Raw genomic sequence first — 12,621 nt, 5'->3', positions numbered from 1 at the left:
ACTTGAATGAAGAACTCATTTACCCCTGAAACTTGGGATAGATACAGCATAAAAGCTGAGATTGAAAGACGAGGTAAGACGTTTACACAGCTTGCTGAAGAGTACGGTATATCTGATCGCACTCTTAGAAATGCATTGTATAACCCTAGTAAAAAAGGGGAAATAATTATTTCACAATTTCTTGAAAAACCTTTGCATATTTTATTTCCTGATCGTTGGACTATAGATGGGAAAAGAGTTTATGCACGCTATAAGAAACAAGGTAATTCATAATGAAAGATTATTACAGTGTTTCAGAATTATTAGAACTCAGCCTTACTGGTTTACCAAAAACAAGAAAAGGTTTAGATAAATTTTTATGCCGTGAGAACTGGGAATACAAAGAATCACCAAGTAGAGGAAAAAATGGTGTTAAAAAAGAATACTTACTGCCTAGTAGTTTTAAGAGTGAAATAGTTCTTAAAAGAATACAAAAAGATGTTCTTAATGCATCTAAAAAAGAAGAACTTGCTCTAAGTAGTTTAGATCATGAAACCTCTAGTATTTCTCTTACAAATGCCCAAAGAGAAATAGCAGCACATAAGCTAATTATCGTTCGTTATTTAGAGCAAAAAATTAAAGCAGGTCAAAAGAAAACACCTACAATTCAGCAGTTTATTGATGATGCTAATGATCAAAAATTGCCTGAGCCAATATTAGATGCTTTAAATAAAGCAAATGCGAAGTCAGGTTCAACACGTACTGTTAGCCGTCGTTCTTTATTTGACTGGATGAAGGCGGTTGATGATGCTGAAAAGCATAATATTCCTGTACTTAGTGTACTTGCACCTAAACAACGTATAAACCCAATACCTGCATGGGCAGATGCTTTAATTAAAGTATGGGGACAGCCTCAAAAACCAACGCTTGCAGCTTGTATGGAGTTACTTCCAAATTATTTAAATGGATCACCCTGCCCTAGCTATGCACAAGCAAGACGGTTTCTAAAAGAGAAAATGGGAAATGTTGAGGTAATGCGTGGTCGTATGGGCACAAAAGAATTACGTAACATACAGCCATTTATACGTCGAGGTACAGAATCATTACTGCCATCTGATGTATATACAGCCGATGGACATTGCTTTGATGCTGAGGTTGCTCACCCACTACACGGCAGACCATTTCGACCTGAAATTACATCTATTATTGATGTAGCGACTCGTCGAGTTGTAGGTTGGTCAATTTCATTATCTGAAAGTAGTTGGTGTGTACTTGATGCAATTCGTATGAGTGCAACAACGTGCGGTATCCCTGCAATTTTTTATGTTGATAACGGCTCAGGTTATAAGAATGACTTGTTAAATGCTCAGGGGCATGGGGTACTGGCTCGTTTGAATACAGAAATTAGTCATGCCCTACCGTATAACTCTCAAGCGAAAGGAATTATTGAGCGTAGCCACCAAACTTTATGGGTAAAAGCAGCAAGAAATTTGCCAACATATATTGGTAAAGACATGGATAACGAAGCCAGTAATGCTGTACATAAGTTGACGCGTAACGAAATCAAAAAGTTTGGTAGTGCAAAAGCCTTGATGACATGGAAGGACTTTCTTTGTTATGCAGAACAAGTTGTTGATGCATATAACAATAAACCACACAGTGGCTTAAAACGTTTCACAGATCCAAATACTTTAAAAAAGCGGTATCAAACACCGATTGAAGCATGGAATGAGGCTATCTCACAAGGTGCTCCCATTGACTTAGTTGAAGATTGGGATGCCGAAGATTTATTTCGCCCGTATGAAGAACGCAAAGTTCGTCGCGGTGAAATTGAGCTATTTGGTAATCGTTATTTTAGTGCAGATCTAGAGCAGTTTCACGGTGATGCGGTATTGGTTGGATATGACATCCATAATGCCGACAAAATTACTGTTCGTAATGTTGAGGGTCAGTTTATTTGCCATGCATTGTGGAATGCGAATAAGCGTGATTATTTCCCTAAAACTAAGATTGAGCAAGCTGTTGAGAAACGTGCACAAGGTCGTTTGCGACGACTGGCTGTACATCAGGCAGAAGCTTTGGCAGAAGTCAGTCCAAAAGCTGTTTTAGAACACATTAATAACCAAGACATTATTCCGTTTGATGAAATGAAACGCAGAAAACTAATGGAGGAATTACATGCATTACCTGTAGAGCCTGAACAGAATCAACCGTTTTTTAAGGCAAAGCGTATGCCGTTAGAAGATGAAAGACCTATTGTTAAAAGTGACAAAATTCAACGTTGGATTGAGATCGATCAGAAAATTCAAGAGGGGGAAATTGTATCTGAGGAAGACCAAGATTTTTGGAAGCTCTTCCCGAGTTCTAAGAAGTTTAAACAAATTAGTATGTCTGACGGAACACTCAAAAACTACTTAGAGTGCCGTCAAGCATAAATTGAGATTGTGCTGTACGCCACATACAGCACAAAAAACAACCAACTACTTTTTATATGGTGATTTAAATGACACAGAATGTCAATACTCAAATGGGCGGTATCGCGAATATTCGTAATATTGCACAGTGCTATGAGGCTGTACAACGTACTTTAAAGCGTAATCCGTTGTTACCTGGTATTTCTGCTTTCTATGGCCCATCAGGGTTCGGTAAGTCAACAGCAGCCAACTTTGTCGCAACCAAAGCCAATGCCTTTTATGTGCAAGTAAAGTCTAGTGATACTAAGAAATCTTTCATTGAATCTGTATTACGTGAGATGAGTATTCCTGCCCCATCCACCTTGAGTAAGATGATGCAAATAGCCAGTGCAGAGCTTGCAAAATCAGGTCGACCACTGATTATTGATGAGTTTGATCATCTAGTGAATGGCAATAAAGTAGAGATTGTGCGCGACTTATATGAGGGTTCACAAGGTACATTTTTAATTATTGGTGAAGAACAACTGGCTCGAAAATTAGAAAAGTGGGAACGTTTCCACGGTCGAATCCTTAATTGGGTGCCTGCATTACCTTCTGACTTAGATGACTGCATCTGTTTAAGTAGTATTTATGCACCCAAAATTGAAATTGATCGACCTGTACTTGAGAAGTTACTTGCATCTGTTAGAGGGTCAACACGTCGTGTATCTACAAATTTGGAAATGCTCCATGAATTCGCTTTAGAAGAAGGCTGTAAACACGTAACCGTAGACAATCTTGCGGAGATTTTACCGCATGGATTTGTAACAGGCGAAAGCCCAAAACCTCGTAGTTTCTGAACGGAGTCGCTCTCATGGATATCGCATTTTTTAAGCCAAATTTTAAATCATTGAAAGACCTTATGCCAAACAAAAAGCAACCGTATCAAACACCTCGCCAACGTGTTTGGCTTGCCATTCGTGACAATGCAGAAGAGTTCACAATTCAGCAAGTTGCAGATTTAGGCAGCATGAAATATGACAGTGCACGTGATTTTCTTACAGGACTAAAGCGTGCAGGAATTATTGAAGAGATACGACGTGAGCGTAAGCAATACTCAGGTAGCCATATTCAAACTATCTTCTTTAAACTTGCAAATGACATGGGCTATACCGCTCCATCAGTAGATAGAAATGGGAATTTACTGACACCTCGTCCTGTAAATAAAGCAATGTGGAATACTTTGCGTATTACTAAACAAGCGATGAATGCTAATGAACTTGCAGCATTGTCTAGTAATGATGAGTTAAAGGTTTCTATTGATACTGCTGACCGCTACTTACGATTGTTACATGAAGCAGGCTATTTGAAAGTTATGCAGGAGTCTCATCATGCTGTTCGCAAAGCTAAATATATGCTTCTGCCTCACATGAATACAGGTGCTAAACCACCACAAGTACAAAGAGTAAAACAAGTCTTTGACCCTAACTTAAATGAAACCATGTACTCAGAACGTCCTGAGCTTGATGATGAAATAAAACACGGTGCAATGGATGAATTCTATGCGTAGCCCAAATATACATCGCGTCCATTTGATTGAAGAAAGAGACAACATTAAAGCGCAATTTGAGGCGTATAAGCACAAAGCTCAGCTTCAGCAGCACCTCTATCAGATTGCTTTAGTCATCCTCATGATTTTGGTATGTGTACTTAGCCTGTTAGTGAGTATTCATCATGGTTAACAACTGGAAAGAACTGGTAGAACAACGTGTTGCTGAGTTAGGTAGCTTACAAAAGGTTGCTGATGAGATTGGTTATGCACGTTGTAGTTTATCGCTTGCTTTACGTGATAAATACGTGGGTAAAACAGATCGTTTAATTGAAGCGGTACTGACAAAACTTAATAAAGTGCAATGCCCTCACTTGAATAAATCACTTTTAAATAGTGATGTCTGCTGAAAAAACAGGAGGGTTTAACTTGGTAAACTATACATACTCATCAGGAGTTTACCATGAGCAAGAAACACAAGACGTATACGGCAGAATTTAAAGCTGAAGCGATCAAAGCAATAGAAGCCAATCAAGGCAATGTATCCCAAACAGCTAGAGAACTCGGCATTTCCATGCAAACCCTTTCGAACTGGAATACAAAGGCAAAGGCAGGGACTTTAGCCGGTACAAAACAGTATTCACCTGATCTAAATGCTTTACTCGAAGAAAATAAAAAACTTAAACAGCAGCTTAAAACAGCCGAAATGGAACGTGAATTTCTAAAAAAGGCAGCAGCGTACTTTGCCAAAGAAAGTCAGTAAGGTACGCCTATATGAAATCGCAAAGACACTTATTTCCTATTATTTTGATGGCTCGCTTACTTCACGTATCAGTTTCATGCTTTTATGATTGGCTAAAACAAGGTGTGAGTAAACAATCAATTCAGCGAAATCAACAAGCAATTTTGGTCAAAATAGCACATGAGGAAACGAAACAGAGCTATGGCTATATTCGTTTAACCAAGCATTTACAGGCTCAGGGCGTAAAAATTAGTGCCTATGCCGTTCGTCAGATAAAAAAGTTAAATCAGCTGTATTGTAAGCGCCACAAGCGTTTCAAAAGAACAACGAACAGTGACCATAACCGAGCGATCTATCCAAATTTGCTTGAACAACAATTCTCAATGATTAAACCAAATCAAGCGTGGTCGAGTGATATTACGTATATATGGACAACTGAAGGCTGGTTGTACTTAGCAGCTGTAAAAGACCTTTACACGAAACAAGTGGTTGGCTACAGCTTAAATGAGCGTATGACAGCCAAGCTTGTTTGTGATGCATTGAATATGGCTATTCGCAATCAAAAACCAACTAAGGACCTCATTGTGCATTCAGACAGAGGCAGCCAATATTGCGGTCATGAATATCGAAACTTACTTGAAAAATGTGGCTTTCAGGGTTCAATGAGCAAGCGTGGCGATTGTTACGATAATGCACCGATTGAAAGCTTCTGGGGCATACTCAAAAACGAATTGGTGCATCATCATAGCTATAAAACGAGGGAAGAAGCCAAAGCGGAGATTACAAAATACATAGAGTTATTTTATAATCAACGAAGAATTCAAAAAGGTTTGGATTTTAAGACACCAAATCAAATGGCAGAGGACTTTTGCAAGTTGGCTGCCTAAAATCTCCCAAGTGAAAGTCTCCTGATAATTCAGCACACATCATAGTGAGTGCAAGCAATACAAAGAGCGTAATGCACCCACACAAAACCCTATTGAAATGCGTCACTGGCGTGCGTGCCAAAGTTGCACATTACAGTGTAATAAAGGAGATAAATAATGGCCGATTGTGCAGATATTGCAAACACTGTAATTGAGAAGAATTTGGCACATAGCTTAGCAGCTAGAAGTCACTCTCAGTCAAGTAGCTTACTTGAATGTATTGAATGCGATTCCACGATTCCTGAGCAACGTCGCAAGCTTGGTGGAGTTACACGTTGTATTGAATGTCAAAGCCGTTTTGAACGCACTAATAAAGGATAATAGTATGAATCAAGTTGTAGATATCCCTTTCGGCTTCAAACAAGATGCAAAAGGCCGTTTGATTCCTGAAGCTCAAATTAAGCCCATTGAACTAGAACGTGATGCTCTCACTAAAGACCTAATTGAAGAAGCCAAAGTATTACAAATACAAATGCAAGCTTTTAAACATAAAGCTTTTGCAGATGTTGCTGCTTTTATTCAGCTTTCAGCAGAACAATATGACATTCAGCTTGGCGGTAATAAAGGCAATGTTACTCTGTTAAGTTTTGATGGAACGTATAAAATTGTGCGTCAAAATCAGGACTCCATTCGTTTTGATGAGCGTCTTGCTGCTGCTAAAGCATTGATTGATGACTGTATTCAATCATGGTCGGAAGGTTCTAATAGCTATATTAAAATTTTAGTCAATGATGCTTTCCAAGTAGATAAAGAAGGGAAAATATCGACAGGGCGTGTACTCAGTTTGCGTCGACATGATATCCAAGATGAGCGTTGGCAGAAAGCCATGCAAGCAATTAGTGACAGTATTATGGTCACCGATAGTAAGAATTATATTCGCTTTTATGAGCGAGATAATAACGGCAAATATCAACCGATTTCGTTAGATTTTGCCAACATTTAAATAAAGGAAATTCATTATGAATAAAACACAACTTGTTCAAGCGATTGCTGAAAAATCAGGCTTAACAAAGACTCAGGCAAGTACTGCATTAAATGCTTTTGAAGACAGTATTACTGAAGTATTAAAAACAGGCGGTGACGTGGCTATTTTAGGCTTTGGGACATTTAGTATTAAAGAGCGTGCAGCACGTACAGGCCGTAACCCTGCTACAGGTGAACCACTCGAAATTAAAGCCAGTAAACAACCTAGCTTTAAAGCAGGTAAAGGACTAAAAGACGCGGTGAATTAAGCGAAACAAAAGCACGGCTCAGGTCGTGCTTTTGTCTACTTGGTGTCGTGACTAAGTACTGACGAGCAGCGAGATAAAATATGAGTCATACAGCATTTCATTTTCAATGTCATCAATGTGGTTTAACGTTTGAATGTTTTACTGTTTGTACAACCTGTAAAACAGATTATTACATGTTGAATCTAAACAATCCAATGGACTGCTTTATTGCCAATGGTGGTTTTGACCGAGCATTGCATCAAATCAATCAAGCAGCATTATCTAAGGCCATGGATCATGAAAAAACCAACGCGTAACCAACGTCTTGCCACTATTCATGTGGCTAAAAAGTCACTGGGCTTAGATGATGACACTTACCGTGACTTACTAGAACAAGTAACAGGTGAACGCTCTGCAAAACATTTAAATGATGATCAATTGATTAAGGTATTAAAACATTTTGAGCATCTAGGCTTTACTAAAAAAGATTTTGGTCAAAAGCCTGATGTCGCCTTTTCAAAGCAGAATCTTATCAATAAAATTGAAGCTATTCTTGCAGATCAGAAGCTACACTGGAACTATGCAAAAGGAATAGCTAAAAAAATGTTTAATAAAGAAGCGTTAGAATTTTGCAGTGTAAATGAGCTTTATCGTATAGTTGCGGCTTTAGAGTACAAAAAAAAGCGAGTCAGCCATGCAACCCAGTTCAATCAACAAACTTCCTGAGACGCTCAGACTCATTGTTCAGCTTACGGATTACCGTACTGCACTTGCTTTATCGAGTGAATTTGGTGGCTCAGAGTACAAATTCCCTCGTTCAACCAATGTCACTGAAAGTCATGAATTGGCTGAATTCATCGGCTTCAACAACTTAAAAAAACTTGCACAATTTTGGAATGGCGAAATGGTCTACATTCCAAAGCCTGACCGCTATATTAACTATTTACGTGATGAACGAATTAAACAAGAACTCAGAGAACTCGGTGGTAAGCCTAAGCTCAACAAAGAGCTTGCTAAAAAGTACAAAGTTACAGAGCGTTGGATTCGTGAAATTAAACGCAAAATGCATGATGTCGAACAACAAAAAAATGATGATGATCAACTGAGTTTATTTGAGGCTTAGTTACTTTATGAATATCAAACTTAATGTGATAGTACACCCAATTTAAAAACTGGGTGTAAAAATATATGAATCAATAAAACTACTTTTTGAGTAGTCTATGACCATCACTTGTTATTTCTAAATGGCCAGTTATTTTCACACCTTGATCAATAGACTTGTAAATAGCATCAACTATAAGACCATCATCCTGCAACTCTTTCAGAGCTAGCTTCATATCATTCTCTGTATAATCTCCCTTAGGCTCAAAATCATTTATTATTCCAGAGTTAGGATAGAGTGAATCGCAGAACTCTAATATTTGAGTTTTTAGATTTTCTATACTCATATATCAACAGCCTTTTTAATGTTTGGTACTTCCAAAACTATATTAAATACTGGTGCCTTTCTTTATATCTTTTGTAAGTTTCCTAAAACAGTTTTACTATGGAATTGATTCCCATTTTTTAACAAATCGACTTCCTCCACTATGGGTTTTATTTATATTAATTAACCTATATGACAATTAGTTTTGATGAAGTTTTCGAGCGTACCTTAGGTCATGAAGGTGGCTATGTAAACAACCCGAATGATCAAGGCGGGGAAACAATTTGGGGCATTACGGTAAGTACAGCAAGAGCAAATGGCTATAACGGCTCTATGAAAGATATGAGCATTGAGCAAGCTAAGTCTATTTATCGCGTTGCGTTTTGGCAACGTATTCAAGCTGACCAATACCCAAGTGAACTCAGTTATCAACTGTTTGATGCTGCTGTGAATCATGGTACGGGTAATGCTATTCGGATGTTACAACGTGCTGTATGTGTTGCTGATGATGGCATCATCGGATTGATGACCATTAATGCGATTAAAGCAAAACCATTGAATGATGTACTCGCGCTTTTTAATGCTGAACGTTTAGATTTCTACACAAAGCTCAGTACTTTTGGCGTATTTGGTAAAGGTTGGGTACGTCGTGTTGCTCAAAACTTACGATACGGAGCAACTGATACCGTATGAGTAACAATGATCTACCTGAAGAAAAGAAAGAAACGAGCGATACATCAGAACAAGTATCAGCAACTAAACCTCAAAAGCTTGTCAACAACTGGCGTAAAGGTTGGCTATGGTTTTCTAATTGGGCATTTGGCTTAATTTGTTACATTGCAACTTTTGGCATTCCACAAGAAGTTTTAAAGCTATTGCCTGATGCAACTCAAAACAGAGTAATTGCAGCACTTGCAATGATTGGCACGATTACTCGTTTCATCAACCAAACCAAAACAAAGGTGGTGGAATGATCATACAGCTCGAAACATGGCAGATCATTTCATTGCTTGGTGCTTTGATTGGCACACTCGTTGGTGCAGTTAAACATTTTCTAACTCGTGCCGAGCATAATCTAACGCAAAACTTTAATGTGACTAATCAGAAGATTGAAGAAATCGGTAAACAAGCACTTAAAGCACAAGATGAAATTCGCAATTTAGAGCGGCAGTTTCTACATTTCAAAGCTGAAGTACCGCAAAACTATGTTGGACGTGATGATTACATTCGTGGGCAAACAATTATTGAAGCAAAGCTTGATGCGGTGGCCACTCAACTTCTCAATGTCCATAAAGAACAGGTACAAAAGAAATGACAGATATTATTAAAGCACGACGTGAAAACTTGCGTTGGAATCTACTCAATGCCCTGAATAAAGCACGTCCAATAGGCGCACAAGATCAATTGCTTTTAACTGTGGTTCAATCGCTTTATGAAGATTGTACGCCAACAGAGCTACATAGCGAACTTGAATACTTAAAAGATCGTGCGCTTGTAGATATTGATAAAAAACCTGATGGGCATTGGCATGCAAAGCTCAACAGTAATGGTGTGGATGTTGTCGACTATACAGTGCATTGCCCTGCGGGAATTGCTCGCCCAACGAAGTACTGGAACTAGCACATGGCAAGAGAATCTGCGGTTGACTTGCTTGATGAAGAAGATAAGCAATGGTTAAACACATGGTTTAGAGATAAAGGCTTTTGTGGCTATGAAGAAATAGCCCATGTGTTGCAACAACGTGGCTATAACATTAGTAAATCTAGCGTACATCGCTATGGGCAAAAGCTAGAACAGAAGCTTGCAGCCGTACAAGCCAGTACGCAAGCGGCACTTCTTATTGCCGATGCCGCACCTGATGATGGCGACCAACGCTCTGCCGCTGTCTTATCATTGGTACAAACAGAGCTTTTTAATGCACTGATTTCTTTGCAACAAGCCAATGAAGAAAATGCCGATCCTGCAAAACGATTGGCACTCATTGCAAGTTGTAGTAAGGGTATTGCTGAGATTACCAAAGCCTCAGTAAATCAGAAAAAGTGGCAAATGGAAGTTCAAGACAAAGTTGAAAAAGCAGCTAAAGCAGTTGAGAAGATTGCTAAAAAAGGTGGGCTGTCGAATGAAACAGCAACAGAAATTAGAAAACAAATTTTAGGAATTGCCGACTAATGACCCATTCCCCTTTTCCCAAACCCGACTTTAATAGTGACGTGCCTGCGGTATTGTTGCCTTACCAACAAGCATGGATTGCAGATCGTAGTCCGCTCAAGATTGGCGAGAAGTCACGACGGATTGGACTCACATGGGCAGAAGCTGCCGATGCGGCACTTGAGTCTGCGAGTGACCAAAAAGCAGGTGGACAAAATACTTATTATCTTGGCTATAACAAAGATATGACAGTTGAGTTTATTCAAGCCTGTGCGATGTGGGCAAGAGCCTATGGACTTGCAGCCGATGCGGTTGAGGAAGGTATTTGGGAAGATGGTGACAAACATATTCAAACCTATATTATTCGTTTTCCTAAGTCGGGCTACCGTATTGAGGCCTTGACCAGTCGCCCATCGAACTTACGTGGACGACAAGGACGTGTCATTTTAGATGAAGCTGCATTCCATGAGTCGTTAGATGAACTGTTAAAAGCTGCCCTTGCTCTATTAATTTGGGGTGGCTGTGTGCGTGTAATTAGCACGCATGATGGTGAAGACAATCCCTTTAACGAACTAATTAATCAGATACGTGCAGGTAAACGTAAAGGCTCACTACACCGTACAAGTTTTAAAGAAGCCGTAGAACAAGGTTTATATAAACGTGTGTGTATGCGTAAAGGTGAACCATACTGTAAAGAGAAAGAAACCGAATGGGTACAGGAAGTTTACGACTTTTACGGCAGTGCTTCAGATGAGGAGTTGGATGTAATACCAAGTAAAGGTGGCGGTCGTTGGTTACCTCATTCTTTACTGGAGAACCGCAAAGATACTACTGTACCTGTGATTCGCTTTGAAGCACCCAAAGGTTGGGATGATTTTGACAAAGTGAGTGAAGAAGCTCGTAATGCGGATGTTGAAGACTATTTCGATGAACACCTAAAGCCATTACTTGATGCGATACCAGTGAAAGCCAAAAGCTTTTATGGTCTAGACTTTGCACGTAAACGTAATGCCTGCTCTTTTTGGCCATTGATCGAACAGCAAAATACTAAAAAGCGTATTCCCTTTTTATTTGAAATGTTCAGAGTACCCTACAAGCAACAAGAGAAGTTTTTAGAGCTAATGGTGGCACAACTTCCAAACTTTAGTAAGGCTGCACATGATGCGGGTGGTAATGGTGGCTTTTTAGCTGAAGCGATGCAGGTACGCTATGGTGAACGGGTTGAAGCTGTCATGCTGACAGAAACGTGGTATCGAGATCATACACCTCACTTTAAAGCATCTTTAGAGGATGGTGATATTGAGAATATGCCTGCCGATCTAGATGTGATTGAGGATCATAGAGCTTTTGTGATGGTCAATGGTGTGGCACGTATTCCCGCGCAAGGTAAAACCAATACAAATAATAAAGACCGTCATGGCGATAGTGCGATTGCTCACCTACTCGCTGACTATGCAAGTAAAAACCCAACCGCACCGATTGAGTTTTTTGAGCCTAGCAAGTTAGAGAAAGATGATGTGATTGAGGGGGTATTTCGTGAGGTAGGGTGTTTTTGATTATCTGACTAAAGATCTTATTATTCTATTTTCCACTCTAACTCCATTGACATCATTTATTAAATTATAATTGGCTGAATATTCTAAATTAAGATAGTTAACAAACTTGGTAATAATTACCGTAGGTATTTTATGAGGATGTGTATAAATCGTAGTTTCCCCACATTTCAATGGTTCTCCATTATTGAGTACTCTATTGAAAACCATGACCTTTCTTGCTTCTCCTCCTAAGTTTTTAATTGCTATATTTTGATCATCTATCATCTCAAGAATAAAATGAGGCTCTCTTTGATTCATTTGAATCTCTTGCCATTCTAAATTTTTTTGTAATTGCTTCTGTAACAGATGAACTTGTGCTTCTTGCTGTTTCACACTATTTTGTTGCTCTATAATACTATTTCTTTGTTCTTCAACACTATTCTGTAACTCTTGAGCTTGTAGTTCTAACGCGTTGGTATTTTGCTGTAACTCTTTCCCCTGTTGCAAATACCCCATAATCAACCAAAAAAATGCAAGCGGTGAAAATGCACCTGCTAAATAATCTCCCCATTCATTTAAATGAGATGGCAACTTATCGGTTAAACAGAAAAATGGTACAACTATAACGGCGATAACCCATATTGCTGTAACAATCCATGGAATAATTTTCTTCATAGTTTATTTATCTATAAAATATAATGTCAAAAATTAT

Annotated in this window: 20 protein-coding genes and 1 other RNA gene; 19 read left to right on the top strand and 2 right to left on the bottom strand. The window is 38.9% G+C overall.

Annotated elements, in window-relative coordinates:
* Positions 1 to 6: 6 nt before the first annotated feature.
* The 13 genes from AC1MPL_RS05570 to AC1MPL_RS05510 all read left to right on the top strand — a co-directional run bounded on the left by AC1MPL_RS05570 (position 7) and on the right by AC1MPL_RS05510 (position 7,923).
* Positions 7 to 273: a helix-turn-helix domain-containing protein gene (locus AC1MPL_RS05570; protein ID WP_479764834.1), complete on the top strand. Its 267-nt coding sequence runs from the start codon at positions 7 to 9 to the stop codon at positions 271 to 273.
* The gene (locus AC1MPL_RS05565; RefSeq protein WP_479764833.1) at positions 273 to 2,414 is read left to right on the top strand and encodes a transposase; all 2,142 of its coding nucleotides are present in this window, start codon (positions 273 to 275) and stop codon (positions 2,412 to 2,414) included. Before AC1MPL_RS05570 ends, AC1MPL_RS05565 begins: the two co-directional genes overlap by 1 nt.
* Positions 2,415 to 2,482: 68 nt before the next feature.
* Complete coding sequence (locus AC1MPL_RS05560; RefSeq protein WP_195772038.1) at positions 2,483 to 3,232, top strand: AAA family ATPase; 750 nt, start codon at positions 2,483 to 2,485, stop codon at positions 3,230 to 3,232.
* A 14-nt stretch (positions 3,233 to 3,246) separates the two neighbouring features.
* A complete protein-coding gene (locus tag AC1MPL_RS05555; protein WP_479764832.1) occupies positions 3,247 to 3,942 on the top strand; it encodes a hypothetical protein in 696 nt (231 codons plus the stop codon).
* A gap of 164 nt (positions 3,943 to 4,106) precedes the next feature.
* Positions 4,107 to 4,331 (top strand): hypothetical protein, encoded by a 225-nt coding sequence (locus tag AC1MPL_RS05550; RefSeq protein WP_479764831.1) that lies wholly within the window; start codon positions 4,107 to 4,109, stop codon positions 4,329 to 4,331.
* Positions 4,332 to 4,384: 53 nt separating this feature from the next.
* Positions 4,385 to 5,550, top strand: a protein-coding gene (locus AC1MPL_RS05545) for an IS3 family transposase (RefSeq protein WP_479764079.1) whose coding sequence is annotated in 2 segments (ribosomal slippage) — positions 4,385 to 4,643 and positions 4,643 to 5,550 — 1,167 coding nt in all. Because the reading frame shifts where the segments join, the coding sequence is not laid out codon by codon here.
* 156 nt (positions 5,551 to 5,706) lie between these two features.
* Positions 5,707 to 5,910, top strand: coding sequence for a TraR/DksA C4-type zinc finger protein (locus tag AC1MPL_RS05540; protein WP_195772035.1), 204 nt, complete (start codon positions 5,707 to 5,709; stop codon positions 5,908 to 5,910).
* A gap of 4 nt (positions 5,911 to 5,914) precedes the next feature.
* A complete protein-coding gene (locus AC1MPL_RS05535; protein WP_479764830.1) occupies positions 5,915 to 6,532 on the top strand; it encodes a DUF3164 family protein in 618 nt (205 codons plus the stop codon).
* A gap of 16 nt (positions 6,533 to 6,548) precedes the next feature.
* Entirely contained in the window at positions 6,549 to 6,821 is a 273-nt protein-coding gene (locus tag AC1MPL_RS05530) for an HU family DNA-binding protein (protein ID WP_195772033.1), read from the top strand.
* Positions 6,820 to 6,896: hammerhead ribozyme type II (locus AC1MPL_RS05525), an RNA gene on the top strand. The genes AC1MPL_RS05530 and AC1MPL_RS05525 overlap by 2 nt, the downstream gene beginning before the upstream one ends.
* A 5-nt stretch (positions 6,897 to 6,901) precedes the next feature.
* A complete protein-coding gene (locus AC1MPL_RS05520) occupies positions 6,902 to 7,117 on the top strand; it encodes a hypothetical protein (RefSeq protein ID WP_479764829.1) in 216 nt (71 codons plus the stop codon).
* Complete coding sequence (locus tag AC1MPL_RS05515; protein WP_479764828.1) at positions 7,098 to 7,526, top strand: gp16 family protein; 429 nt, start codon at positions 7,098 to 7,100, stop codon at positions 7,524 to 7,526. The genes AC1MPL_RS05520 and AC1MPL_RS05515 overlap by 20 nt, the downstream gene beginning before the upstream one ends.
* Positions 7,495 to 7,923, top strand: coding sequence for a Mor transcription activator family protein (locus AC1MPL_RS05510; RefSeq protein ID WP_479764827.1), 429 nt, complete (start codon positions 7,495 to 7,497; stop codon positions 7,921 to 7,923). The genes AC1MPL_RS05515 and AC1MPL_RS05510 overlap by 32 nt, the downstream gene beginning before the upstream one ends.
* 79 nt (positions 7,924 to 8,002) lie before the next feature.
* On the opposite strand, the gene AC1MPL_RS05505 is transcribed toward AC1MPL_RS05510, so the two are convergent.
* The gene (locus tag AC1MPL_RS05505; protein WP_479764826.1) at positions 8,003 to 8,248 is read right to left on the bottom strand and encodes a hypothetical protein; all 246 of its coding nucleotides are present in this window, start codon (positions 8,246 to 8,248) and stop codon (positions 8,003 to 8,005) included.
* 170 nt (positions 8,249 to 8,418) lie between these two features.
* On the opposite strand from AC1MPL_RS05505, the gene AC1MPL_RS05500 reads away from it, so the two are divergent.
* Genes AC1MPL_RS05500 through AC1MPL_RS05475 form a run of 6 tightly spaced genes read left to right on the top strand, consistent with a single transcriptional unit; the run spans position 8,419 to position 11,930 of the window.
* Positions 8,419 to 8,919, top strand: a complete 501-nt coding sequence (locus AC1MPL_RS05500; RefSeq protein ID WP_479764825.1) for a glycoside hydrolase family 108 protein — start codon at positions 8,419 to 8,421, stop codon at positions 8,917 to 8,919.
* Positions 8,916 to 9,200, top strand: a complete 285-nt coding sequence (locus AC1MPL_RS05495) for a DUF7940 domain-containing protein (RefSeq protein WP_195772028.1) — start codon at positions 8,916 to 8,918, stop codon at positions 9,198 to 9,200. Before AC1MPL_RS05500 ends, AC1MPL_RS05495 begins: the two co-directional genes overlap by 4 nt.
* On the top strand, positions 9,197 to 9,541 hold the full coding sequence (locus AC1MPL_RS05490; RefSeq protein ID WP_195772027.1) for a hypothetical protein: 345 nt from the start codon (positions 9,197 to 9,199) through the stop codon (positions 9,539 to 9,541). Before AC1MPL_RS05495 ends, AC1MPL_RS05490 begins: the two co-directional genes overlap by 4 nt.
* On the top strand, positions 9,538 to 9,846 hold the full coding sequence (locus tag AC1MPL_RS05485; RefSeq protein ID WP_195772026.1) for a hypothetical protein: 309 nt from the start codon (positions 9,538 to 9,540) through the stop codon (positions 9,844 to 9,846). Before AC1MPL_RS05490 ends, AC1MPL_RS05485 begins: the two co-directional genes overlap by 4 nt.
* A gap of 3 nt (positions 9,847 to 9,849) precedes the next feature.
* On the top strand, positions 9,850 to 10,395 hold the full coding sequence (locus AC1MPL_RS05480) for a DUF3486 family protein (protein ID WP_195772025.1): 546 nt from the start codon (positions 9,850 to 9,852) through the stop codon (positions 10,393 to 10,395).
* A complete protein-coding gene (locus AC1MPL_RS05475) occupies positions 10,395 to 11,930 on the top strand; it encodes a hypothetical protein (RefSeq protein WP_479764824.1) in 1,536 nt (511 codons plus the stop codon). Before AC1MPL_RS05480 ends, AC1MPL_RS05475 begins: the two co-directional genes overlap by 1 nt.
* Here AC1MPL_RS05475 and AC1MPL_RS05470 read toward each other — a convergent pair whose 3' ends face one another.
* Entirely contained in the window at positions 11,931 to 12,584 is a 654-nt protein-coding gene (locus AC1MPL_RS05470) for a hypothetical protein (RefSeq protein WP_479764823.1), read from the bottom strand.
* Between the last annotated feature and the right edge of the window lie 37 nt (positions 12,585 to 12,621).

This window comes from Acinetobacter sp. N1-1 (assembly GCF_056711485.1).
This window is presented reverse-complemented; position numbering and strand designations above follow the sequence as displayed.